The following is a 23,450-nucleotide window of genomic DNA, read 5'->3' as shown; positions in this document are numbered from 1 at the left end:
GGTGACCCCGGCCGGGCTCAGCCGACCTGGCCCGCCGGTGCCGCCGGCCGGCCGGTGACCTGACGGAGTACCCCGACCAGGGCGGCGTTGACCTCCTCGGGCCGTTCCATCATCAGCATGTGGCCGGCGCCGGGGCAGACGGTCAGCTCGGTGGCGGGCAGCGCCGCGGCGATCGACTCGGCGCACGGCGGCGGGGTGAGCCGGTCCCGGTCGCCCACCAGCGCGGCGGCCGGCAGGTCGCCGAGCGCGGCGAGGGTCTCCAGCCGGTGCTGCGCCCCGATCGAGGCGCGGAAGCCGCCGATCGAGCGCAGCGAGGCCCGCGCCACCGCCGAGGTGACCAGGCGGATGTCGGACGGGTCGCAGCGGTCGCCGAAGAGCATCCAGCGGATGCTGGGGCGCAGCGCGCGCAGCAGCGCCCGGGGCGCCCGCCAGGACCCGCAGCGGGCCAGCACGCCGGCCCCGGTGGTCTCGGCCAGCCGGATCAGCCGGGCGATCCGGGGGGAAAGGCCGTAGACGGTGTGTGTGTGCCCCTCGGCGGTGGTGGAGACGAAGACCAGCCCGGCGGTGCGGGCGGCGAAGTGCGCCGGGTGCCGGTGGGCGTACTCCATGATCGTCATGCCGCCCATCGAGTGCCCGACCAGCACCACCCGGCCGGCCGGGGTGACCTCGTCCAGCACCGCGGCCAGGTCGTCGCCGAGCTGGGCCAGGGTGGCCGTGGGCAGCGCCATGCAGCTGGACCGGCCGTGCCCGCGGGCGTCGTAGGTGACCACCCGCACCGGCTCGGCGACCGCGTCGCGCAGCGCGGCGAGCTGCCGGTGCCAGGCGCGCCCGTCCAGCGTCCAGCCGTGCAGGAGCACCACGGTGAGCTCGGCGTCGGCCGGCCCGGTGACCTCCACGTGCAGGCGTACGTCGTCGGGCAGGTGTACCTCCAGCTGCTCCGGCATCGCCACCTCCCCGGGCCGGACGGATCCGCAACACCGGGGATACCCGGTGGTAACACCGGCTACCCGCCATGACACCACGCCAACCGTGGTGGTGAGAAGATTCGCGACCCGGCACCGCCGGGCGGCCCGCCCGAGCAAGCTGGGGGCATGTGGTCAACGCCGGCCGGGGGCGGCGCCGGGCCGGGCCGGCCGGACGGGCGCCTGGCGGGCGGCACTCCCCGCGCCGCGCTGGCCGAGCTGCTCGCCGGGAACCGGCGGTTCGTCAGCGGCCAGCCGATCCACGGGCACGACGTGACCGCCGCCGCGGCCAGCGCCTCGGGCGACCAGCAGCCGTACGCGGTGGTGCTGGGCTGCATCGACTCGCGGGTGCCGCTGGAGGCGATCTTCGACCAGACCTTCGGCTCGATCTGTGTGATCCGCACCGGCGGGCACGTGCTGGACCGCGCGGTGCTGGGCTCGATCGAGTACGTGGTCGGCGAGCTGGGCGTACCGCTGGTGATGGTGCTCGGGCACGAGCGGTGCGGGGCGGTCGCCGCGGCCCTCGACGCGGTGCGCGGCGGGCGGCGGCCGGGCGGCTCGCTGGCCCACCTGGTCGACCAGATCGCCCCCGCGGTACGCGAGGTGGGTGCCGAGGGCCCGGGCGCGCACCCGATGGCGATCCGCCGGCACGTGCTCCGCACGGTGGCCGCGCTGCGCGCCGACGACCTGCTGGCCGCCCCGGTCGCCGCCGGCCGGGTCGACGTGGTCGGCGCCCTCTACGACCTCTCCACCGGCGAGGTGACCCCCGTTGCCCCCGACCCCGCCGCACCACCCGCTTGATCATGAGGTTGGCGGCGGTTTCCGAGTTCGACACCGCCGCCAACCTCATGATCAACGAGGCCGCCCCGAGGGGTGAGACGCGGAACCGCCCGTCGGGTGATCCCGACGGGCGGTTCCGGTTGGTGCTCGGGGGAGGGCTCAGCCCTCGAAGACGCCGGCCTCGACGAGGCGCTTCTCGGTGGCGTCCCAGCCGTCGCCCGGGTGCGCGGCGTTGAGGCTGTTCAGCTCGGCCCGGATCTTGGCGGCGTGACCGGCGGCGGCCAGCACCCGGATCTCCTCGATGAAGGCCTCGGAGTCGGTGCGCAGGTGCGCGGTCTTGCCGTTGGTCAGGTTCCGCACGTAGGCGTGCTTGCCGCCGTTGAGCGGGATGACGTACTTGAACTCGCCCAGCACGCTGAGGGCGCCACCCTGGCCAGCCTGGCCGGCCCGGACGGACGCGCGCGCGGTCTTAGAGGTGTTGCTCGCCACGGAGGTACTCCTTGCAAGACGTACGGGAGGACGAAACGTCCGGGGGCTGTGCGGGTGATGCCCGGAAGGAGCCTCGGCCCGCGAAGATGTGCGCGGCACAGGCCGCCGATGGAACTGTACACGACCACGATCCCTGGCTGGTCATCGCGTTCGTGAGGCTCAACCTCGGTCACCCGTCCGGCTATTCCGGCGGCGAATTTTCCGATTCCCTGGCGCACCATCCGTCACACCAGTCATCATGTGTTCCAGTAGCCACTCGGAACGGCGAGGTCGTAGGGGAAGACGCACCTCGCACTCCGGGAGGTCACCGTGCCAACGCGTGGCGTCGTATACGTCCACTCGACCCCGCTCGCCGTGTGCTCACACGTCGAGTGGGCGATCGCGCGCGTCCTTGCCGCGCCGGTCAACCTGCAGTGGACGGCTCAGCCCGTCGATCCCGGCGCCCGCCGGGCCGAGTGCGGGTGGACCGGTCGTCCGGGGACGGGCGCCGAGCTGGCTGCTGCCCTCCGGCAGTGGCCCATGATCCGTTTCGAGGTGACCGAGGAACCGAGTCCCGGTGCCGACGGCGAGCGCTTCATGTACGTGCCGGGCCGGGGACTGTTCCGGGCCACGGTCGGCGCGGCCGGCGACATCCAGCTCGGCGAGGACCGGCTGCGCAGCATCATGGCCGGCGCGCGGGCGCCGGAGGCGCTGGCGCACGCGCTCGACAAGGCCGTCGGCACCGCCTGGGACGCCGAACTGGAGCCCTACCGGTACGCCGGGGACGGCGCGCCGGTGACCCTGCTCACCCGGGTCGGCTGAGCGCCGCTCGCGGGCCGGGCCCCGCCGCCGCGTGGCGGCGGCCAGCCGGTCGGCGCGCGTAGGGTCGGGTTGCCCCGATAAGCGTCGAACTGGTGGGATGGCTCGCGTGTCGATATCTCCGCGACGTGCCGGCGTCGCGCTCGCCGCACTGACCGCACTGCTCCTCTCCGGCTGTGCCGACAAGCCGGAGCGCCCGCGCCCCACACCGGCGGCGAGCGGCTCCTCGCCGGCGGCGGCACCCGCCACCGTCCCCGCCGGCGACCCGGCCGCCCGGGCGGCCGCCCTGGTCGGCACGCTCGCCGACGAGGACCTCGTCGGCCAGGTGCTGATGCCCTACGCGTACGGGGACGCCGCGACGAAGGTCTCGCCCGGTTCGGCGGCCGGCAACCGGGCGCTGGCCGGGGTGGACACCCCGGCCGAGATGATCGCGAAGTACCGCCTCGGCGGGCTGATCCTGGTCGGCTTCAGCGCCGACGACCCGACCAGCGGCAACCAGGAGACCACCAACGTCGACAACCCGCGGCAGGTCCGCGAGCTGACCACCGGGCTGCGCGCCGCCGCCGGCGAGCTGCCCACCGGCGCGGCGCCGTTCCTGATCGGCACCGACCAGGAGTACGGCGTGGTCACCCGGATCACCGACGGGGTCACCCTGCTGCCCAGCGCGCTGGCCGCCGGCGCGGCCGGCGACCCGGCGCTGACCGAGGCCGCCTGGCGGGCCGCCGGCAGCGAACTCGCCGCGATGGGCGTCAACCTGGACTTCGCCCCGGTCGCCGACGTGCTCGCCACCCGCAGCACGGTGATCGGCTCCCGGTCGTTCGGCGCCGATCCGAAGCGGGCGGCGGCGCAGGTCGGCGGCGCGGTGCGCGGCCTGCAGGGCGCGGGCGTGGCGGCCACCGTCAAGCACTTCCCCGGGCACGGCCACAGCGCCGCCGACTCGCACAAGGACCTGCCGGCGCTGAGCCAGTCCCGGGCGGCGCTGGCCGCCGGGGCGTGGCCGCCGTTCACCGCCGGCATCGAGGCGGGCGCGATGGCCGTGATGTCCGCCCACCTGGACGTGCGCTCGGTCGACCCGGGCACGCCGGCCACCTTCTCGCGGACACTGCTCACCGACGTGCTCCGCGGTCAGCTCGGCTTCCAGGGCGTGGTGATCACCGACGGGATGAACATGGCGCCGGCCAAGCGCTGGTCGCCGGGGGAGGCCGCGGTGCGGGCGCTGCTCGCCGGCAACGACCTGATCCTGATGCCGCCGCACGTCGGCCAGGCGTACGACGGGCTGCTCGGCGCGCTCCGCAACGGTTCGCTGCCCCGGGCCCGGCTGGTCGAGGCGGTCACCCGGGTGCTGACCATGAAGTTCAAGCTGGCCGACCGCCCTGCGCCGGAGCTGTCCACGCTGGCCGCCCCGGCGCACCTGGAGGCGGCGCAGCGGCTGGCCGCGGCGGCGGTCACCGTGCTGCGCGGCCCCTGCGGAGGTGCCGTCCGCGGCCCGGTGACCGTCACCTCCTCCGGCGGCCGGGACCACACCCGGGCGGCGCTCAGCGAGGCGCTGACCGCGGCCGGGATGAAGGTGGTGCCGACCGGCGGGACGGTGGTGCACCTGGTCGGCTACGGCGACGGCGCCGGCGACCTGCGCGCCGACGCCGCCGTCACGGTCGCCATGGACACCCCGTACGTGCTGGGAAGCGCGAAGTCGCCGACGCTGCTGGCCACCTACTCGTCCAGCCGGGCGTCGATGACCGCGCTCGCCGGGGTGCTGGCCGGCAAGGAGCGGCCGGGCGGCCGGTCCCCGGTGCCGGTGCCCGGCCTGCCCGCCACCACCTGCGGCACCTGACCGGTCAGTCGCGGTTGATCCGCGCCGACTGCTTCACCAGCTGGTACGCCGGCAGCAGGTCCTCCGGGTCCGGGGCGTCCAGGCTCAGCACGATCGGGCCGTAGAGGGATGCCAACGCGACGGCCCGGTCCAGGTCGCCGTCCTCGGTGTAGCTCGCCTCGACGGCGTCCAGCGTGCCGGCCCGCAGGCGCCGGTACTCCACGCCCGTCGCCTTCGGCGAGTACGCGCCGACGAAGTGCTTCAGGTGCTCCTCGGCGCCGCCGGCAACCCCGTTGACGCGCCACACCCGCAGGAACCCGATGTCGCCGGCCGGCCGGGAGTTGAGCTCGCACAGCAGCGTGGCCTTGCCGACGGTTGGCTCGCCGAACTCGGCCGAGCCCTTCACGGCCTCGACCTTCCACCTCGCCGGCAGCGAGAAGGTGATCGGCAGCGCGCAGGGCGTCCCCTTCCTGCCGACGGTGGTGCCGGCCGGGGCGGCGGCGACCTCGTCGTGCCAGGGCGGCCCGGGGACCACCGGCGAGGCGGTGGCGCTCGGTGACGCCGACGGCGAGCCGGCGGCCGACGGCCGCTCCTCGTCGTCGCCGCAGCCGGCGAGCAGGCCGATCATGAGCACCGCCAGCACGGCGGCACGGTTACGTCGTTCCATGGTGTCCATTCCCCGTCGATGATCTCGAGCCGGCCCATCAAAGCGGCCCGGGCGCGCGGCGTCAAACCGGTTCGCGTCCCGCCCGAAAGGTGTGGAATCCGGGAAAACGGGAAGGCCGAGCCCCTCGGTGATCCGTGCGTGCGTGCCGTCGGCTGGAGGGACATGGGCCCCAGGACCTTCGTGGTGGTCGGTGGCACCAGCGGGCTGGGACTCTCGACGGCCCGGCTGCTCGCCGACGACCACGACCACCGGGTGGCCGTCTCCGGCGAGCGCGTGCTGTGTGCGGACGGGCGATGGTGACGGTCGGCGGCGGGACCGCCGCCGAGCCGAGCGTCTCGGCGTGGACGCCGCTGCGCACCGCGGCCTACCGCAGCCTCTGGTTCGCGTTGCTCGGCGCCAACATCGGCACCTGGATGCAGACGGTCGGCGCGCAGTGGCTGCTGATCCACGAGTCGAACGCCTCGACGTTGGTCGCCCTGGTGCAGACGGCCGGCCTGCTGCCGGTGCTGCTGCTGGCGTTGCCGGCCGGCGCGCTCGCCGACGCCCTGGACCGCCGGCACCTGCTGATCTCGGTGCAGCTGTTCCTGGTCGCGGTGGCCGTGGCGCTGACGCTGCTCACCGCGACCGACCGGATGCCGCCGGCGTTGCTGCTCACCCTGACCTTCGCCTTCGGGGTGGGGCAGGCGCTCACCCTGCCGGCCTGGGCGGCGGTGATTCCCGAGCTGGTGCCGCGCGAGCAGTTGCGGGCGGCGTCCGCGCTCGGGGCGATCAGCTTCAACGTGGCCCGGGCGGTCGGGCCCGCCGCGGCCGGCGTCCTGATCGCCCGGGTGGGCGCCGCCCCGGTCTTCGCCCTCAACGCCGTGGCCTTCCTGGTCTGCGCGCTCACGCTGGCGCGGTGGCGGCCGGCCAACGCCCGGGCCGTCGAGGTGCCGGAGCGGTTCACCGCCGCGCTGCGCGCCGGCGGCCGGTACGTGCGGCACTCGCCCGTCGTCCGCCGGCTGCTGCGGCGGGCCCTGGTCTTCGTGGTGCCGGCCAGCGCGCTGTGGGCGTTGCTGCCGGTGGTGGCCAACCGGCGGCTCGGCCTGGACGCCAGCGGGTACGGCCTGCTGCTGGCCGCCCTCGGCGTCGGCGCGATCGTCGGTGGCCTGCTGCTGTCGTGGGTCCGTACCCGGATGTCGGCGAACCAGTTCCTGCTGGTGGCCGGGGCCGTCTACGGCGCCACGCTGATCGTGGTGGCGTCGGTCCAGGTGCTGCCGGTGGTGCTCGTCGCCCTGCTGCCGGCCGGGTTCGCCTGGGTGACGGTGCTCGCCAACGTCAACGCCGAGATCCAGCTCTTCCTGCCCGGCTGGGTACGGGCTCGCGGCCTGGCCGTCTTCCAGGTGGTGCAAGGGGGCGGGCAGGCCGTCGGCGCGTTCGTCTGGGGCCTGGTGGCCGACCTCGGCGGCCTGGTCGGCGCGCTCGTCGCGGCCGGTGTGCTGATGCTGCTGGGCGCGGTGACCAGCCAGGTCTGGCCGCTTCCCGAGCTGCGTGGGGTGACGAAGGACCCCACCACCTACCTGCCGCCGCTGGAACTCGCCCACGAACCGGACCCCCGGGTGGGCCCGGTGCTGGTGGTGGTGACCTACACCGTCCGGCCGGAGCGGCAGCGGGAGTTCATCCGGGCGATGGACCCGGTCCGCGGTTCGCGGCAGCGCACCGGCGCGATGCGGTGGGGGCTGTTCCGCGAGGGCGAGTCGCACGACCGCATCGCCGAGGTCTATCTGGTGCCGTCCTGGGACGAGCACCTGCGCCAGCACGGGGGCCGGCTGACCGGTGCCGACCAGGAAGCCGAGACCCGCGCCCAGGAACTCGCCGAAGGCCCACCCGAGGTGCACCACCTGCTGCCGGCCGCCGCCGGCCCGGCGATGAGCGACAACCGGGAGGTGTCCTGAGCGCGGGCCGGGCCCCACCCGCGAGGGTGACCGCGACGGCTCAGCCGGCCGCGCGGAGCGCGGCCACCAGCCACTCCACCGCCGGCACCGCGGGCTCGAACGGCGGCCGCCGGTTGAGCACCCCGATCAGCTGCCAGTAGCGCTCCACCCGCCGGTCGGTGAAGGCGGCGATGGCGTCGGCCAACGCCCGGCGCTGCTCCGGGGTGAGCGTCGGGTCCACCAGCTCGTCGAGCACCGCCCGACCCTCCGGGGAGGCCGGGTCCGTCCCGGCGGCCAGCGCCGCGCGCGCCAGCTCGAGCTTCGCCATCGGCTCCGGCGGCGGCACCGGCACGTCGGTCGCCCCGGCCACCGCCATCTGGCGTACCCGGCGGCGGAAGTCCGGGTCGGCCACCAGCTCCGCCAGTTCCAGCCAGGCGTCCACCTCCTCGTCGGTGGGCTCGTCGGGCAGGTCCGCGGGCAGCGCCCGCATGGCCTGCGCCAGCCCGGCCGCGGGGCCGTCGACGCCGGCGAACACCTCGGCCACGAAGTCGTCGATGATCTGCTGCCGCTCCCGGGCGGAGAGCCGGGCCAGGTCGTTCACGAGTCTCAACTCCTCGGTCGTACCGCCACGTCGGGTGACCGACCGCAGCACCGCCCGGCGCAGCCGCAACGTCCGGATCTCCGCGTCCAGCGCCCGGACGTGTGCCTGCGCCACGTCCCGGACGGTGCGCTGCCGGTCCACGATCCGGCGCGCGTCGTCCAGGCCGATCCCCAGCTCGCGCAGGGTGCGCAGCAGCTCCAGCCGGGCCACGGCGGCCGCGTCGTAGAGCCGGTAGCCGCCCGGCGAGCGGCCGGTCGGCGGCAGCAGGTCGAGGTCGGACCAGAAGCGGATGGTCCGGACCGACAGGCCGGTCCGGCGGGCGAGCTGCCCGATGGTGAACAGTGCGGTGCGGTCGTCCACGCCGGTCAGCCTCCTGTCTCCAGCCGCTGGAGAGTCAACACCTACCGCCGGGGCAACGAGCGCACCGCCCGCCAGCACCCGCCCAACCGGGGTTGAGCGACGCGAGGGACCCGCGCTCGGCGAGCGCGGGCCCCTCGACCGTCCGGATGACTACAGCGGGATGTTGCCGTGCGCGCCCCGGGCGGCCGGGGCCGCGGCGAGCGCCTCGGCGATCCGGCGACGGGTCTCCGCCGGCTTGATCACGTCGTCCACCACGCCGATCTCCAGCGCGCGGTTGACCCCGCCGGCCACCCGGATCTGCTCCTCGATCAGCTGGGCGCGCAGCGCCTCCCGCTCCTCGACCGGGGTGGCGGCCAGCCTCTTGCGGTGCAGGATGTTCACCGCCGCGCTGGCGCCCATCACCGCGACCTCCGCGCTCGGCCAGGCGAAGACCGCGGTCGCGCCGAGCGAGCGCGAGTTCATCGCGATGTACGCGCCGCCGTACGCCTTGCGGGTCACCAGGGTCACCCGCGGCACCACCGCCTCGGCGAAGGCGTGCAGCAGCTTCGCGCCGCGCCGGACCACGCCGTCCCACTCCTGACCCAGGCCGGGCAGGTAGCCGGGAACGTCGACCAGCACGATCAGCGGTACGCCGAGCGAGTCGCACATCCGCACGAACCGGGCCGCCTTCTCGGCGCTGGACGCGTCGAGGCACCCGCCCAGCCGCAGCGGGTTGTTGGCGATCACGCCGACCGTCCGGCCGGCGAACCGGCCGAGCGTGGTGACGACGTTCGGCGCCCACTTGGCGTGCAGCTCCACGCCGGGGGCGTCGAGCAGCGCCTTGACCACCGGCTTGACGTCGTACGCCCGGTTGGCCTCGGCCGGCATCTTCGCGGCCAGGTCGTGGCCCTCCTCGCCCCCGGCCGGCACGTCGTCGGGGGAGAGCCGGCCCTGGCGGCCCAGCAGTGCGGCCAGCTTGCGCGACTCGGCCAGCGCCTCCTCGTCGTCGGCGCAGGTCACGTGGACCACGCCGGAGCGCCGACCGTGCGGCTCTGGGCCGCCGAGGCGCTCCATGTCGACCTGCTCGCCGGTGACGCTGCGGACCACCTCGGGACCGGTCACGAAGATCCGGCCCGCGCCGCTCATCACCACGATGTCGGTCAGCGCCGGCCCGTACGCCGCGCCGCCGGCCGCCGGCCCGAGCACCACCGAGATCTGCGGCACCCGGCCGGACGCCCGGACCATCGCGGCGAAGACCTGACCGACCGCGTCGAGCGCGACCACGCCCTCGGCCAGCCGGGCCCCGCCGGAGTGCCAGAGGCCGAGCACCGGGACCCGCTCCCGGACGGCGGTGTCGATCGCGTCGACGACGTGCCGGCACCCGTCGCTGCCCATCGCGCCGCCCATCCTCGTGGCGTCGGTGGCGAACGCGATCGCCGGCGTACCGTCGATCTCACCCCGCGCCCAGATCGCGCCGGAGGTGTCCCGCGGCGAGGCCAGGCGCAGCGAGCCGGCGTCGAAGAGCGCCCGCAGCCGGACCTCGGGGTCGCGGTGGTCCACTGTCGGGGTGCCGGCGCTGACGGCGGTGCTGGTCACATGAGCCTCCAAGGCTGTGCTCTCAGGCCCGCGTGAAGACGAGAGCCACGTTGTGGCCGCCGAAGCCGAACGCGTTGTTCAGCGCGGCCGGGATCTCCATGTGGCGCGCCTTGTGTGCGGCCACCTCCATGGTGAGCCCGTCGTCGGGTTCGTCGAGGTTGATGGTCGGAGGAACGACACCGTCGCGGATGGCCAGGATGGTGGCGATCGACTCCAGCGCCCCGGCCGCGCCGAGCAGGTGGCCGGTCATCGACTTGGTCGCGGCCAGCACCGGGTGGTCGCCGAGCGCCTGGTGCAGCGCGCCGATCTCCAGCATGTCGCCGACCGGCGTCGAGGTGGCGTGGGCGTTGACGTGCACGATGTCGCGCTTGGCCACGCCGGCGTCGGCGATGGCCTTCGCGATCGCCCGGATCGCACCCTCGCCCTCGGCGTGCGGCTGCACGATGTCGTACGCGTCGGAGGTGATGCCGGAGCCGGCGAGGCGGGCGTACACCCTGGCCCCCCGGGCGGCGGCGTGCTCGGCCCGCTCCAGGACGACCACCCCGGCGCCCTCGCCCAGCACGAAGCCGTCCCGGCCCTTGTCCCAGGGGCGGGAGGCGCGCTCCGGCTCGTCGTTGCGGGTCGACATGGCCCGCATCGAGGCGAACCCGGCGATCGGCAGCGGGTGGATGACCGCCTCGGTGCCGCCGGCCACCACCACGTCGGCGCGGCCGGCGCGGATGATGTCCAGGCCCAGCGCGATCGCCTCGGCGCCGGTCGCGCAGGCGCTGGCCACCGAGTGCACGCCGGCCTTGGCGCCGAGTTCCAGCCCGACCCAGGCGGCCGGGCCGTTCGGCATCAGCATCGGCACGGTGTGCGGCGACACCCGGCGCGGCCCGGACGACTCGAGGATGTCGTCCTGGGCGAGCAGGGTGGTGGCACCGCCGATGCCGGAGCCGACGCTGACCGCCAGCCGCTCCGGGTCCAGCCCGGAGTCGGCCAGGCCGGCGTCCGCCCAGGCCTGCTGCGCCGCGATGAGGGCGATCGCCTCGGACCGGTCCAGCCGGCGCAGCCTGACCCGATCCAGCACCTCGGAGGGCTCCACCGCCAGCTGGGCGGCGATCCGGACCGGCAGTTGCCCGGCCCACTCCTGGGTGAGCGCACTCACCCCGGAGCGGCCGGCGAGCATGGCGTCCCAGGTCGACGCGACGTCCCCGCCGAGCGGGGTCGTCGCGCCGAGCCCGGTGACGACGACGTCGGGGCGACTCATGATCAGGACTGCGCCTCGATGTAGCTGACGGCGTCCCCGACGGTCTTCAGGTTCTGCACCTCGTTGTCCGGGATCTTGACGCCGAACTTCTCCTCGGCCGCCACCACGACCTCCACCATGGAGAGCGAGTCGACGTCCAGGTCGTCGGTGAAGGACTTCCCCTCGGCCACGTCGTCCGGGTTCACCCCGGCAACCTCTTCGAGGATCTCGGCGAGGCCGGCGGTGATCTCGTCACGGGTCATTGCGGTTGGTTCCTCTCATCGGGGGTTCACTCGACGGGCGGCGACGCCGGCCGTCTCTCCGGCGCTGGCGCGCCGGAGGGGTCTTCAGGGGCAGCGGACGACCTGACCGGCGTAGGTCAGGCCGCCGCCGAAGCCGAACAGCAGCACCGGGGCGCCGGAGGGCACCTCGCGCCGCTCGACCAGCTTGGACAGGGCCAGCGGCACGCTCGCCGCGGACGTGTTGCCGGACTCGACGATGTCCTTGGCGATGATCGCGTCGGGGATGTTCAGCCGCTTGGCGATGCCGTCGATGATCCGGGCGTTGGCCTGGTGCGGCACGAACGCGGCCAGCTCCGAGGGCGCCACCCCGGCGCGCTCGCAGGCCTGCAGGGCCAGCGGGGCGAGCGCGGTGGTGGCCCAGCGGAACACCGACTGCCCCTCCTGCGCGATGTAGGGCCGCCAGCCCTCGATCCGGACCGCGTCGCCCTTCTCCGGCACCGAGCCCCAGACCACCGGGCCGACCCCGGCCGGTTCGTCGTCGGCGGTGGCGGTGACCACCGCGGCGCCCGCGCCGTCGCCGAAGATGATGCAGGTGGAGCGGTCGGTCCAGTCGGTGAAGTCGGAGAGCTTCTCGGCGCCGATGACGATGGCGTTGCGGCTGGCGCCGGCCCGGATCGCGTGGTCGACGGTGCCCAGCGCGTACGCGAAGCCGGAGCAGGCGGTGTTGATGTCGTACGCCCCGGGCGCGGTGATGCCGAGCTTGGCGGCGACCCGGCAGGCCACGTTCGGGCTGCGGTCCACCGACGTGCAGGTGGCCACCACGACCAGGTCGATGTCGGCGGCGGTCAGCCCGGAGTTGGCCAGCGCCTTGCCGGCGGCGGCCGCGGCCATGTCGGCCACCGTCTCGCCGTCGGCGATCCGCCGGGTGACGATCCCGACCCGGTCCCGGATCCACTCGTCGCTGGTCTCCACCAGCTGGGCGATCTCGTCGTTGGTCACCACCCGGGAGGGCTGGTAGTGGCCCAGGGCGACGATGCGGCTTCCGGCCATCAGTGCTTGCCTTTCGTTCGCGACTGCGGGACTCGCAAAATCGGCTCGTTCCTCGCGCTCACAGGTGCTGCCCGCCGATGCGGGCGAGCGGCTGGCCCGGGGCGACCGGGTCGTCGTGGTGGGCGAGCCACTCGGTGAGCAGGCCGCTGTCGTGGGCGGTCACCTCGAGCGGCCCCTGCCGGGTGGCCACCCGGCCGATGACCTGGCCGGCGCGGAGCGTCTCACCCTCGGCGAGGCCCTCGGCGGGCTCGAAGGTGCCGGCCGAGGGGGCCACCACCACCCGGAAGGAGATGGTCGGCTCGTGGCTCGGCGACATGCCGTGCCGGGCGATGAGGTCCCGGGCGGCGGGCAGGTCGTCCGGGGTGTTCAGGGTGACGATCTCCGGTGCGCCGGCGCCCTTGAGCTCCCGCTTGACCAGGCCGGCCAGGGTGCCGGCCGGGGGCAGCTCGAGCACCCCGGTCACCCCGAGGTCGGCCAGCGTCCGCATGCACAGGTCCCAGCGCACCGGCGCGGTGACCTGGCGGACGAGTCGCTGCACCATCTCCCGGCCGTGGTTGACCGCGGCGCCGTCGAGGTTGGACAGCAGGATCCGGCCCGGGTCGGCCGGGGTGATCCCGGCGGCCACCGCGGCCAGCGCCGACTCGGCCGGCGCCATGTACGGGGTGTGGAACGCCCCGGCCACCTGCAGCCGGATGATCCGGGTCTTCGCCGGCGGCTCGGCGGCGAGCTTGTCCAGGTTGTCCAGCGCGCCGGCGGCGACGATCTGGCCGGCGCCGTTGCGGTTGGCCGGGTGCAGCCCGTGCGCGGCGATGGCGGCGAGCACCTCGTCCGGGTCGCCGCCCAGCACCGCGGCCATCCCGGTGGGCTCCAGCGCGCACGCGGCGGCCATCTCGCGGCCCCGCACCCCGGCCAGGGTGATCGCCGCCTCCGCCGGGAGCACCCCGGCCAGCGCCGCCGCGCCCAGCTCGCCGACGCTGTGCCCGGCGGTGAGCGTGACGTCGTACATCGGCAGGTGCTCGGCGGCGAGCAGCGCCGCCGCGACCAGCAGCGGCTGGGTGCGGGCGGTGTCCTTGATCTCGTCGGCGTCGGCGGCGGTGCCCAGGTGCACCAGGTCGACCCCGGCCAGCGCCGACCACCAGCGCAGGCGGGCCTCGGCGCCGGGCAGGTCGAGCCAGGGAGTCAGGAAGCCGGGTTTCTGGGAACCCTGGCCGGGTGAAAGTACGGCGAGCACGTCTAAAGACTCTCCCGGATACGCGTGGGTAGCGCTGTGCCGACTGCCACCAAACCGCACTAGGACCTTTGGAGGGATCCTACAAAGATCGGCGGTGATCATCACCTGTCTGTGATGTTTTACTGGCGGCTGGGGTCATTGTCTGGCTTGGGACCACCGGGACCACTGGGTCGAGCCGGCCCACGGTCAGCGCCACCCGGAGCGCGAACGCGTCCCGCGGCGCGAGCGGCGAGAAGCCGGTCACCTCGGCGATCCGCCGCAACCGGTAGCGCACCGTGTTCGGGTGCACGAAGAGGGCCCGGGCCGCGCTCTCCAGCGTCCCGCCGGCGGCGAAGAAGGCGTCCAGCGTCTCCAGCAGCTCGCCCCCGGCGCGCACCAGCGTCGCGTACACGTCGTGGCGCAGCCGCCGGCGCGCCTCCGCGTCCCCGGCCAGCGCCCGTTCCGGCAGCAGGTCGCCCGCCGGCACCGGCCGGGGCGCGGTCGGCCAGGCGGGCGCGGCGCGGAAACCGGCCAGCGCCGCCCGGGCCGACTCGGTGGCCTCGTCCAGGCTCGGCACCGCCGGGCCGACCACCACCGGCCCGTCCCCGAACGCGCTGAGCAGCTTCCCGGTGGCGGCGAGCGGGTCCGCGACGCCGCCGAGCACGATCACCAGCCGGTCGCCGTGCACCCCGCCGATCACCTCCGCGCCGATCCGTCGGGCCTGCCGGTAGACGGTGTGCAGCACGGCGGAGACCTCGCCGCCGGGGGAGCGGCCGACCGCCACCGCCACCGGCGGCGCGTCCGACCAGCCGAGCGCGGCGGCCCGGCTGGCCAGCACGTCCGGTGAGTCGCCGCGCAGCAGCGCGTCCACCAGCAGCGCCTGCAACCGGGCGTCCCAGGCGCCGCGGGACTCGGCGGCCCGGGCGTACACCCGGGCGGCGGCGAAGGCGATCTCGCGGGAGAAGCGCAGCACCGCCTCGCGCAGCTGCTGCTCCTCGCCCTCCGCGGCCAGGTGGGCGACCTGCTCCTCGACCACGTCGATGGTCACCTTGATCAGCGCGACGGTCTGCTGGAGGCTGATCGACCGGGCCAACGCCTGCGGCGCGGCGGCGAACACCTCGTCGGAGACCTCCTGGGTGCTGTCCGCGGTGCCGCCGCCGTCGCGCAGCCACTGCACCAGCGAGCGGGCGCCGGCCTGGGCCACCAGCATCACCCAGGAGCGCTGGTCGGCGGGGAGGGCGCGGAACCAGGGCAGGGTCTCGTCCATCCGGGCCACACTGGCGGTGGCCAGCGCCCCCGCCGCGCGTTCGATCCGGCGCAGCGTGGCTGACAGCTGAATCCCGGCCGGCTCGCTCACCGCTCCAGCCTGACATGCCCTGACCTGGACATCCACGCGGGGCGGCCGGCCGGCGTCGCGGCGGCACCCGCCCTGGGGCGGTGGCGGGCCGGCCCACCCGGGCGGCGCCGATGTCGATCTCGTCGGGCTCCGACCCGGGTACGCGCTGCACACCGCGTCGGTCCCGGACAGTACGGTGACAGGGCACGTCGGGGCCAAGGCCGGCGGGCGACGGCGAGCGTGAGGAGACCGGGATGGCGCACGGGGAGGCCGACCACGGCTGCGCCCAGGGCGAGCCCTGCCGGCCGGGTCACCACGAGCAGCAGCCGATGGCCAAGCACCACCGCCGACTGGCCGGCGGGCTGCCGGCCGGGCCGACCGAGCCGACCCGTCCGCCCGAGTGGGCCGACGAGGACCCGCCGGTCCCCCGGCAGCGCGCCGCCGAGCCGGTCCCGCCCGGTGAGCTGGAGCCGGCCGAGGTGCGTGGCTGCCGCAGCGACCTGCCCGGCTGGGCCGGCGGGCACCGGCACGGCCCGGTTCGCCCGCCCCGGCGCGCGATCCGCCGGCAGCGGCCGCCGCACCGCTGGTGCTGACCACGCGGGTGCCGCCCGGCGGTTAGCGTGGTGGTCGTGAAGGCGATCGCCATCGACGCGTACGGGCCGGCTGACCTGCTCGCCGTGCGCGACCTGCCCGAGCCGCCGGTCGGCCCGGACACGGTCCTGGTCCGGGTGCGCGCCGCCGGGGTGAACCCGGTCGACTGGAAGGTGCGCGAGGGGCACCTGGCCGGCGCCTTCCCCAGCCACTTCCCGCTGGTGCCGGGGTGGGACGCGGCCGGTGTGGTGGCCGCGGTGGGCCCCGCGGTGACCGGGTTCGCCGTGGGCGACGAGGTGATCGGGTACGTCCGGCGCGACGACGTCCAACACGGCACGTACGCCGAACTGGTGCCGGCGCCGGAGCGGACGCTGGCCGACAAGCCGGTGCTGGCGTCCTGGGCGCAGGCCGCCGGGCTGCCGCTCGCCGGGCTCACCGCCTACCAGGCCCTCCAGTCGGTCCGCACCGCCAGCGGGGACACGGTGCTGGTGCACGGCGCGGCCGGCGGCGTCGGCCATCTGGCCGTACAGCTCGCCCGGGCCCTCGGCGCCGGCAAGGTGATCGGCACCGCGGGCCCGGCCAACCACGACTTCGTCCGGTCGCTGGGCGCGGAGCCGGTCAGCTACGGCAACGGGCTGCTCGACCGGATCCGCGCGGTGGCCCCGGACGGCGTGGACGTGGCGCTCGACCTGTTCGGCGGCGAGGCGTTGAACGTCTCGGCCCAGCTGCTGGCCCGACCGGGCCGGCTGGTCTCCACGGCCGATCCGGAACACGTCACCCGGCTGGGCGGCGGCTATCTTTTCGTCAAGCCGTCGACGGCCGACCTGAGCCTGCTCGCCGGGCTGGTCGACGCCGGCCGGCTCACCGTCCACGTCGAACGGACGTTCCCGCTGGCCCAGGCCGCGGACGCGCACCGGCTGGTGGAGGCCGGCCACGTCCGGGGCAAGGTGGTGCTGGAACTCTGACCCGGCGGGCACCGGGCCGGTGGGTGCGCGGTGGCTCAGCGGGTGCGTCGCCGGATCAGCAGCGCGATGCCGGCGAGGCCGAGGGTGATCACCAGCACCACCGCGACGTTGAGCAGCAGCAGGCGCTGCAACTCGCCGAGCGCCTCGTCGATGTCCCGGGCCGGGTTGAGCGCGTCCTCGGGGATGACCCGCTCGCCGCCGCCGACGCCGCCGCTGACCGTGTCGAGCTCGCGCTCCAGCGGCACCCCGGCCGTGCGCAGCGTCTCGGACATGGAAAGCCGGCCGAGGAACCAGCCCGCGCTGGTCTTGCGGGAGTCCGGCTGCTTGGCCGGCCGGAAGACCCGCGGCCCGCCCGTGGCCTTCGGGTAGAGGTCGTACGTCTGCTTCGGCGTGTCGCCGGCGAGCACCACGATCGTGTACTTCGGACCGAGGTCGGCCGGCTTCGGGGCGGTCGCCAGCCCGGTGCGGGGGAGGAAGTTGACCTGGTCGATGATGGCGACCACGTGCTGCGGGTGGGAGTCGGCGTGCAACCGCAGCGGCTCGGTCAGCCCGTCCCCGGTGATCTCCACCCCGGCGGGCGGTGGCTTCGGGGCGGCCGTCGCCGGCGTCGCGGCGGCCACCGCGACCAGCGCCACCGTCAACCCACCCACCAGTTTGGCGACCAGTCGCCTCATCCGTCGGACCATCGCCGCCTCCTCGCCCCGTTCGATGGATGGCTTTGCTGCAGGTCACGCGCGTGGTTGGTGGACGGAGGTGACCATGGCCACAGGCCGGGACCCACCTCAGAGACTCCGCGGAACGTCGCTCGGTTGCAGCTGGTGGAACAGTATTTGGAACTATCTGCGATCCCGGCTCGACTAACGTGCGGCAGCCGTTGATCAGCGGGCGGATCGTACCTTTGCGGAGGGTCTCATGGGGGGCAGGGTCGCACGTGTGGCGCGTACCTGGCCAGCGGTGTTCGGCGTGGCGCTCGGCGTGTCGTTGCTGCCGGCGGCGCCGGCAGCCGCGCACAACTCGCTGACCGGCAGCGATCCGCGCGACGGCGCCCGGGTGGCGGCCGCGCCGGCCCGGATCGAACTGCGGTTCCTGGCGAAGCCGGACCCGGCTACGACGAAGATCACAATCACCGGCCCGGACAACGTGGCCGCACTGGGTGGCGCGCCGACGTTCACCGGCAACCGGGTGGGCCTGCCGTTCAAGCCCGGCAGGGCCGGGCTCTACATCGTCGGCTACCGGCTGGCCTCCAGCGACGGGCACCCGGTCTCCGGCGAGGTGCGGTTCACCCTCACCACCGGCACCCCCGCCGACCCGTCCGCCGCGCCGTCGGCGGCCGGCACCGGCCCGGCGGGGTCGGTCCCGACCGCATCGCCGTCGGCCGGGTCGGGTTCAGCCGCGCCCGGGCCGGACGGCGGCAGCCCGACGGTGGCCGTGCCAACGGCCGGGCGGGGCGACGACTCCGACTCGCGGGGTTGGCTCTGGGGGCTCGGCGGTCTGGTGCTGCTCGCCGCCCTCGTCACGGGTCTCCTGCTCCGCCGCCGGTCGGCCCGGGGCTGACACCGGACCGAACCGAGCGGCCGGCCGGGCCCGGCGCGCGGCGCGCGGCGCGCGGCGTTCGACCGTCGTCGGCGGAGCCGGCGCGCGTCGCCACAGCGCGATGCGGTGGCCGGCGGCGGGCGCCGCCCCGCCGGGGTGCTTGGAAGTCGGCCGTCGCCGCCCCTCGCCGGGGTCCTTGGGAGGCGGCCCTCGCCGCCCCTCGCCGGGGCCCCTGGAAGTCGGCCCTCGCCGCCCCCTCCACACGTCCTTTGCTCTGCTTCAACGGGCGCAACAGTCAGCGAGGCCCGGCGTTGCGTGGGTTGAAGCAGAGCAAAGGACGCGGTGGGGTGCCCCACCCGCCGGTGGTTGGACCACCGACGGGTGGCTGACAGACCTCAGACCAGGCGGACCCGGGCGGCGCGCAGCCGGGTGAGGGTGCGCTCGCGGCCGAGCACCTCCAGCGACTCGAAGAGCGGCAGCCCGACCGTCCGGCCGGTGACCGCGACCCGGACCGGGGCCTGCGCCTTGCCGAGCTTGAGCCCGCGCTCCGCGCCGACCGCCTCCAGGGCGGCCTTGAGCGACTCGGCGTCCCAGGACTCCAGCGCCCCGAACGCCGCCATCGCCGCGTCCAGCAGCTCCGCCGAACCCTCCTTCATCGCCTTGGCCCAGGCCGCCTCGTCGATCAGCGGCGAGGCGACGAAGAGGAAGTCGACGTTCGGCACGATCTCGCTGAGCACCGCGATCCGGGTCTGCGCCAGCGGAGCCACTGCGGCGAACGCCGCGGCGTCGAACTCCGCCGGCTGCCACGGCGGTGGCGCGATGGTGCCGGTGCCGGTCAGCCAGGGCTGGCAGGCCTCGACGAAGTCCTCGATCGGCAGCGCCCGGATGTACTCCCCGTTGAACGCGCGCAGCTTCTTCTCGTCGAAGAACGCCGGCGAGGGGTTGACCTCCTCCAGCCGGAACTCCTCCTCGATCACCGACCAGGGCACGATCTCCCGGTCGCCGGAGGGCGCCCAGCCGAGCAGCATCAGGTAGTTGCGCATCGCGGCGGCGAGGTAGCCCTCGTCCCGGTACGCCTCCAGGGCGACCTTGTCGCGGCGCTTGGAGAGCTTCTGCCGCTTCTCGTTGACCACCACCGGCACGTGCGCCCAGGTCGGTGGCTTGACCCCGAGGGCGTCCCAGAGCAGCTGCTGCTTCGGGGTGTTCGGCAGGTGCTCCTCGGCCCGGATCACGTGGGTGATCCCCATCGTCATGTCGTCCACGACGTTGGCCAGCAGGAACACCGGCGAGCCGTCGCCGCGGGCGATGACGAAGTCCTCGATCAGCTTGTTCTCGAAGGTGGGCTCGCCGCGGATCAGGTCGACCACCACGGTCTCGCCCTCGTCCGGCGTACGGAAGCGCAGCGCCCGACCCTCGCCCGGGCCCAGGCCGCGGTCGCGGCAGAAGCCGTCGTAGCCCTGGTACTGCGAGCCGGTGCGGGCCTGCACCGCCTCCCGCGTGCAGTCGCAGTAGTACGCCCGGCCGGACTCGTGGAGCCGCGCCGCGGCGGCGCGGTGCTCGCCGGCGTACTGGGACTGGAAGTAGGGGCCCTCGTAGCTGCCGCGCTCGATGCCGATCCAGTCCAGCGCGGAGAGGATGCCCTCGGTCCACTCCGGCTTGTTCCGCGCCGCGTCGGTGTCCTCGATGCGGAGCACGAACACCCCGCCCTGCTGCTTGGCGTAGATCCAGTTCTGCAGGGCCGAGCGGGCGCCGCCGACGTGGAACATACCGGTCGGGGAGGGGGCGAAGCGTACACGTACCGTCACGTCCTCCAGCCTACGGCGGCGCGCGACCGGATTCGGCCAGGGGTGCGGGTCAGGGCACCGAGCGGATCTTCAACACCAGCCCGCTGCCCAGCACGGTGACCGCCGCGGTGACCGCGTAGAGCGTCGGATAACCGCCCAGATGCACCACGAGCGGCGCGGAGAGCGCCGGGCCGAGCACCTGCGGGGCGGAGTTGGCGATGTTGATCACCCCGAGGTCCTTGGCCCGGTCGGTGGCCCGGGGCAGCACCTGGGTGATCAGCGCGGCGTCCACCGACAGGTAGACGCCGTAGCCGGCGCCGAGCAGCAGCGCGGCGACCACCGCCATCGGCCAGACCGGCGCGACGGCGAGCAGCAGCGCGGCGACCGCCATGATCCCGCCGGAGGCGATCACGAAGACCTTCCGCCGCCCGGAGCGGTCGGAGAGCCGCCCGGCCAGCACCGCGGTGGCGGCCATCCCGGCCGTGTAGAGCAGGATCAGCACCAGCAGGCCGCCCTCGGGGTCGGCCAGCCGCACCTGGTCGGTGAGGAAGTAGAGCAGGTAGAGGGTGCCGAGGGCGTTGCCGAGCTGGACCAGGAACCGGGTGATCCAGGCCCAGCCGAAGTCCGGGTACCGGCGCGGCGAGACCCACATCGAGGCGAGCAGGGCGCGCCAGCGCAGCGCCGGGCGGTGCGCGCGGGGCAGCGGGTCGTCGGTGGTGGCCAGGGTGAACGGCAGCGCCAGCAGCAGCACCGCCGCGGCGATCGCCAGGTAGCCGGCGGCGTTGCCGGTCACCACGGCGGTCACCAGCACCACCCCGAGCACCAGCCCGAGCGCCTGCGGGATGCCCACCCACCCGGAGACCCCGCCGCGCTGGGCGACCGGCACCCGGTCCGGCACGGCGGCGGTGAGGCTGGCCAGCATCGCGTTGAAGCAGACCTGCGCGGCGACCCAGCCCAGCGCCACTCCGAGCACGGTGCGCTGCTGGGCCAGCAGCACCAGGGCCGCGGCGCCGAGCAGCGCCCCGCCGGCGGTCCAGACGTGCCGGCGGCCGACCTCGCGGCCGGCCAGCCGCAGGCAGGTCCGGTCGGACAGCGCGCCGGCGAGCGGGTTGGCGAGCACCGCGGCGAGCGCGCCGAGGCCGGTGACCAGCGCGAGCACGGCCTCCTTGTCGCCCGGCGCGATCCGCTCCACCTGCTGCGGCAGCAGCACCTGGATCGGGGTGAAGAAGGCCATCCAGACGCCGAGGTTGGCCGCGAAGATCAGTGCGATCCAGCCCCGCCGGACCGGGACGGTCGGCTCGGCGAGCGCCGCCGGCAGCGAGGTCGGCGTCGGGTCGACGGTGGTCACCGCAGCGGCGCCCGGCGGGAGGCCGCGATCAGGTCGCGGAACCAGGCGTACGAGGACTTCGGGGTGCGGACCTGGGTGTCGAAGTCGACGTGCACCAGCCCGAAGCGCTTGGTGAAGCCCTCGGCCCACTCCCAGTTGTCGAGCAGCGACCAGACGAAGTAGCCGCGGACGTCCACGCCGTCGGCGATGGCGGCCCGTACCGCGCGCAGGTGCCCGTCGAGGTAGGCGATCCGCTCCGGGTCGGGCACCCGTCCGGTGGCGTCCGGGGCGTCGTCGTACGCACAGCCGCTCTCGGTGATCTCGATCGGCGGCAGGTCGTCGCGGTATGTGTCCCGCAGCCAGCCGAGCAGCTCGCGCAGCCCGTCCGGAGCGACCGGCCAGTCGAAGGCGGTCCGCGGGTAGCCCTCCAGCGGCACCAGGTCGAACGGCAGCGGGGAGCCCTCCTCCGGCGCGCGCACCGCGGTCGGGTTGTAGTAGTTCACCCCGAGCACGTCGATCGGCGCGGCGATCACCGCCAGGTCACCGTCGCGCACCACGGCCTCGTCGAAGTCCTGCCCGGCGGGGTAGCCCCGGCCCAGCAGCGGATCCGTGAAGAGCCGGTTGTGCAGCGCCTCGTACCCGGCCGCGGCCGCCCGGTCGGCGTCGCGGTCGCCGGCGACCCGGACCGGGGAGTAGTTGTTGGCGATGGCGACCGGGCTGGTGGTGCGGGCGCACAGCGCGCCGACCGCGAGACCGTGGCCGAGTAGTTGGTGGTGGGCGACCGGGAAGGCGTCGAAGAGCAGCATCCGCCCGGGCGCGTGCACGCCCATGCCGTGGCCGAGGCTCATGTGGACGAAGGGCTCGTTGAGGGTGATCCAGAGCCGGACCCGGTCGCCGAGCCGGGCGGCGGTCAGGTCGGCGTACTCGGCGAAGCGGTGCGCGGTCTCCCGGTTGAGCCAGCCGCCGGCGTCCTCGAGGGGCTGCGGCAGATCCCAGTGGAACAGGGTGGCGACCGGGTCGATGCCCCGGGCCAGCAGGTCGTCGACCAGCCGGTCGTAGAAGTCCAGCCCGGCCGGGTTGGCCGGGCCGGTGCCCCGGGGCTGGATTCGGGGCCAGGCGAGCGAGAAGCGGTACGCGGAGACGCCGAGCCCCGCCATCAGCTCGACGTCCTCGGCGTGCCGGTGGTAGTGGTCGCAGGCCACGTCGCCGGTGCTGCCGTCGACGATCCGGCCGGGGGAGTGCGCGAAGGTGTCCCAGATGGACGGCCCGCGGCCGTCCGCGCCGACGCCGCCCTCGATCTGGTAGGCCGAGGTGGAAACGCCCCAGCGGAAGCCGGCGGGGAAGTCGGGCATCGGTGCGGTCGGCATGCGCCCTCCCGGTGAACGCGAAACGTGTTCGGGACTTTAGGGCGCGGTCGACGAATACGCCATAGGTGCTCGTCGCTCAGGACGCAATGGTTTTCGGCGTGTCTTTTCCGAACCCGTCCAGGTAAGTCCGAATTTGCGCATAGAGTGCCGATATCGTGGGATGTCCTCACTGGAGGAAGACGGAAATGATCCTCGTGGAACGCAGTGCGCACGTGGCGGCGCCGGTGGAAGCGGTCTGGGACGTCGTGCAGCGGGCCGAGCAGCTGCCGGCCTGGCTGGCGGGGGTCCGCGCGGCCGAGGTGCTCTCGGGAGAGGGATTCGGACGGCGGCAGCTGGTCCAGGCCGGGCGTGGCGCGGCGCATGAGGCCGAGGTGATCGCCTACCAGGAGCCGACCCTGATCGGCTGGCGGGAACGCGCCAAGGGCGCCGGCGCCCGGGCGGAGGCGCGCACCGAGATCTACGTCCAGCTCACTCCCGACGAGGAGGAGGGCGGGACGATCGTGCGGCTCATCGTCGTACGCTGGCCGGCCGGTCCGGTCAAGGCCGCCCTGCTCCGGCTCGGCCTGCGTCGGGTCGGCGCCGACCTGGAGGACTCGCTCGCCCGGCTGACCGATCTGGCCGCCGTCGGCTGACCGGGCTCGTCCTGGCGCCACCCGCGACGGCGGTGGCCCGGGTCCCCGCCAGGGACACCGGACCACCGCCGGATCGCGCTCGCTCCCGCCCGACGCCGGTCGCGGGACGACGAAAGGGCCCGGCGCGGGTGCGCCGGGCCCTTCGCGTCGTACGACCTAGACGAGTAGTTCCGATGTCAGGGGTCGATGTCTGGGTATGAAGAGAGGGCATCCAGGATCATGTTGTGACGCAA

The 23,450-nt window shown here is 74.7% G+C and carries 23 protein-coding genes; 9 read left to right on the top strand and 14 right to left on the bottom strand.

All coding sequences use genetic code 11. From position 1 onward, the window contains the following. Nucleotides 1-17: 17 nt before the first annotated feature. Nucleotides 18-944 (bottom strand): alpha/beta fold hydrolase, encoded by a 927-nt coding sequence (locus AC1WTP_RS20765; protein ID WP_481650925.1) that lies wholly within the window; start codon nucleotides 942-944, stop codon nucleotides 18-20. Between the two features lie 147 nt (nucleotides 945-1,091). Between AC1WTP_RS20765 and AC1WTP_RS20760 the strand changes: the two genes are divergently transcribed. Then, nucleotides 1,092-1,763, top strand: coding sequence for a carbonic anhydrase (locus AC1WTP_RS20760; RefSeq protein WP_481650924.1), 672 nt, complete (start codon nucleotides 1,092-1,094; stop codon nucleotides 1,761-1,763). Nucleotides 1,764-1,901: 138 nt separating this feature from the next. Here the strand turns inward: AC1WTP_RS20760 and AC1WTP_RS20755 are convergent, their stop codons facing one another. Then, nucleotides 1,902-2,231, bottom strand: a complete 330-nt coding sequence (locus AC1WTP_RS20755; protein WP_481650923.1) for a hypothetical protein — start codon at nucleotides 2,229-2,231, stop codon at nucleotides 1,902-1,904. Between the two features lie 309 nt (nucleotides 2,232-2,540). On the opposite strand from AC1WTP_RS20755, the gene AC1WTP_RS20750 reads away from it, so the two are divergent. Together AC1WTP_RS20750 and AC1WTP_RS20745 are read left to right on the top strand one after the other, a co-directional pair. Continuing rightward, complete coding sequence (locus AC1WTP_RS20750; protein WP_481650922.1) at nucleotides 2,541-3,032, top strand: DUF3145 domain-containing protein; 492 nt, start codon at nucleotides 2,541-2,543, stop codon at nucleotides 3,030-3,032. A gap of 97 nt (nucleotides 3,033-3,129) precedes the next feature. Then, nucleotides 3,130-4,860 (top strand): glycoside hydrolase family 3 protein, encoded by a 1,731-nt coding sequence (locus AC1WTP_RS20745; RefSeq protein ID WP_481650921.1) that lies wholly within the window; start codon nucleotides 3,130-3,132, stop codon nucleotides 4,858-4,860. A gap of 4 nt (nucleotides 4,861-4,864) precedes the next feature. Here the strand turns inward: AC1WTP_RS20745 and AC1WTP_RS20740 are convergent, their stop codons facing one another. Then, nucleotides 4,865-5,506, bottom strand: coding sequence for a lipoprotein (locus AC1WTP_RS20740; protein WP_481650920.1), 642 nt, complete (start codon nucleotides 5,504-5,506; stop codon nucleotides 4,865-4,867). A gap of 162 nt (nucleotides 5,507-5,668) precedes the next feature. Between AC1WTP_RS20740 and AC1WTP_RS20735 the strand changes: the two genes are divergently transcribed. Further along, nucleotides 5,669-5,806: a hypothetical protein gene (locus AC1WTP_RS20735; RefSeq protein ID WP_481650919.1), complete on the top strand. Its 138-nt coding sequence runs from the start codon at nucleotides 5,669-5,671 to the stop codon at nucleotides 5,804-5,806. Beyond that, complete coding sequence (locus tag AC1WTP_RS20730; RefSeq protein ID WP_481650918.1) at nucleotides 5,800-7,437, top strand: MFS transporter; 1,638 nt, start codon at nucleotides 5,800-5,802, stop codon at nucleotides 7,435-7,437. Before AC1WTP_RS20735 ends, AC1WTP_RS20730 begins: the two co-directional genes overlap by 7 nt. A gap of 40 nt (nucleotides 7,438-7,477) precedes the next feature. Here the strand turns inward: AC1WTP_RS20730 and AC1WTP_RS20725 are convergent, their stop codons facing one another. From AC1WTP_RS20725 to AC1WTP_RS20695, 7 genes are all read right to left on the bottom strand, one after another. After that, the gene (locus tag AC1WTP_RS20725) at nucleotides 7,478-8,377 is read right to left on the bottom strand and encodes a helix-turn-helix domain-containing protein (protein ID WP_481650917.1); all 900 of its coding nucleotides are present in this window, start codon (nucleotides 8,375-8,377) and stop codon (nucleotides 7,478-7,480) included. Between the two features lie 150 nt (nucleotides 8,378-8,527). After that, on the bottom strand, nucleotides 8,528-9,952 hold the full coding sequence (locus AC1WTP_RS20720; RefSeq protein ID WP_481650916.1) for an acyl-CoA carboxylase subunit beta: 1,425 nt from the start codon (nucleotides 9,950-9,952) through the stop codon (nucleotides 8,528-8,530). Between the two features lie 22 nt (nucleotides 9,953-9,974). Beyond that, on the bottom strand, nucleotides 9,975-11,201 hold the full coding sequence (gene fabF / locus AC1WTP_RS20715; RefSeq protein ID WP_481650915.1) for a beta-ketoacyl-ACP synthase II: 1,227 nt from the start codon (nucleotides 11,199-11,201) through the stop codon (nucleotides 9,975-9,977). 2 nt (nucleotides 11,202-11,203) lie between these two features. Continuing rightward, on the bottom strand, nucleotides 11,204-11,443 hold the full coding sequence (locus AC1WTP_RS20710) for an acyl carrier protein (RefSeq protein ID WP_007072348.1): 240 nt from the start codon (nucleotides 11,441-11,443) through the stop codon (nucleotides 11,204-11,206). Between the two features lie 84 nt (nucleotides 11,444-11,527). After that, nucleotides 11,528-12,472, bottom strand: coding sequence for a beta-ketoacyl-ACP synthase III (locus AC1WTP_RS20705; protein WP_481650914.1), 945 nt, complete (start codon nucleotides 12,470-12,472; stop codon nucleotides 11,528-11,530). 58 nt (nucleotides 12,473-12,530) lie between these two features. Then, nucleotides 12,531-13,703 (bottom strand): acyltransferase domain-containing protein, encoded by a 1,173-nt coding sequence (locus AC1WTP_RS20700; protein WP_481650913.1) that lies wholly within the window; start codon nucleotides 13,701-13,703, stop codon nucleotides 12,531-12,533. 79 nt (nucleotides 13,704-13,782) lie between these two features. Continuing rightward, nucleotides 13,783-15,075, bottom strand: a complete 1,293-nt coding sequence (locus AC1WTP_RS20695) for a PucR family transcriptional regulator (protein WP_481650912.1) — start codon at nucleotides 15,073-15,075, stop codon at nucleotides 13,783-13,785. A 197-nt stretch (nucleotides 15,076-15,272) separates the two neighbouring features. On the opposite strand from AC1WTP_RS20695, the gene AC1WTP_RS20690 reads away from it, so the two are divergent. Both AC1WTP_RS20690 and AC1WTP_RS20685 read left to right on the top strand, forming a co-directional pair. Further along, nucleotides 15,273-15,611: a hypothetical protein gene (locus AC1WTP_RS20690; RefSeq protein WP_481650911.1), complete on the top strand. Its 339-nt coding sequence runs from the start codon at nucleotides 15,273-15,275 to the stop codon at nucleotides 15,609-15,611. A gap of 36 nt (nucleotides 15,612-15,647) precedes the next feature. Continuing rightward, on the top strand, nucleotides 15,648-16,574 hold the full coding sequence (locus tag AC1WTP_RS20685) for an NADP-dependent oxidoreductase (protein ID WP_481650910.1): 927 nt from the start codon (nucleotides 15,648-15,650) through the stop codon (nucleotides 16,572-16,574). A gap of 35 nt (nucleotides 16,575-16,609) precedes the next feature. Here AC1WTP_RS20685 and AC1WTP_RS20680 read toward each other — a convergent pair whose 3' ends face one another. Beyond that, the gene (locus AC1WTP_RS20680; RefSeq protein WP_481650909.1) at nucleotides 16,610-17,260 is read right to left on the bottom strand and encodes a hypothetical protein; all 651 of its coding nucleotides are present in this window, start codon (nucleotides 17,258-17,260) and stop codon (nucleotides 16,610-16,612) included. Between the two features lie 247 nt (nucleotides 17,261-17,507). Here AC1WTP_RS20680 and AC1WTP_RS20675 point away from each other — a divergent pair, with 247 nt between their 5' ends. Further along, nucleotides 17,508-18,128, top strand: coding sequence for a copper resistance CopC family protein (locus tag AC1WTP_RS20675; protein ID WP_481650908.1), 621 nt, complete (start codon nucleotides 17,508-17,510; stop codon nucleotides 18,126-18,128). Nucleotides 18,129-18,502: 374 nt separating this feature from the next. On the opposite strand, the gene gltX is transcribed toward AC1WTP_RS20675, so the two are convergent. Genes gltX through AC1WTP_RS20660 form a run of 3 tightly spaced genes read right to left on the bottom strand, consistent with a single transcriptional unit; the run spans nucleotide 18,503 to nucleotide 22,585 of the window. Beyond that, entirely contained in the window at nucleotides 18,503-19,912 is a 1,410-nt protein-coding gene (gene gltX / locus AC1WTP_RS20670; RefSeq protein ID WP_481650907.1) for a glutamate--tRNA ligase, read from the bottom strand. Between the two features lie 49 nt (nucleotides 19,913-19,961). Next, entirely contained in the window at nucleotides 19,962-21,239 is a 1,278-nt protein-coding gene (locus AC1WTP_RS20665) for an MFS transporter (RefSeq protein ID WP_481650906.1), read from the bottom strand. After that, nucleotides 21,236-22,585, bottom strand: a complete 1,350-nt coding sequence (locus AC1WTP_RS20660) for a GH1 family beta-glucosidase (RefSeq protein ID WP_481650905.1) — start codon at nucleotides 22,583-22,585, stop codon at nucleotides 21,236-21,238. The genes AC1WTP_RS20665 and AC1WTP_RS20660 overlap by 4 nt, the downstream gene beginning before the upstream one ends. Before the next feature lie 185 nt (nucleotides 22,586-22,770). Here AC1WTP_RS20660 and AC1WTP_RS20655 point away from each other — a divergent pair, with 185 nt between their 5' ends. Further along, entirely contained in the window at nucleotides 22,771-23,217 is a 447-nt protein-coding gene (locus AC1WTP_RS20655) for an SRPBCC family protein (RefSeq protein ID WP_013735272.1), read from the top strand. The last annotated feature ends 233 nt before the right edge of the window (nucleotides 23,218-23,450 follow it).

Source organism: Micromonospora sp. R311 (assembly GCF_056780015.1).
This window is presented reverse-complemented; position numbering and strand designations above follow the sequence as displayed.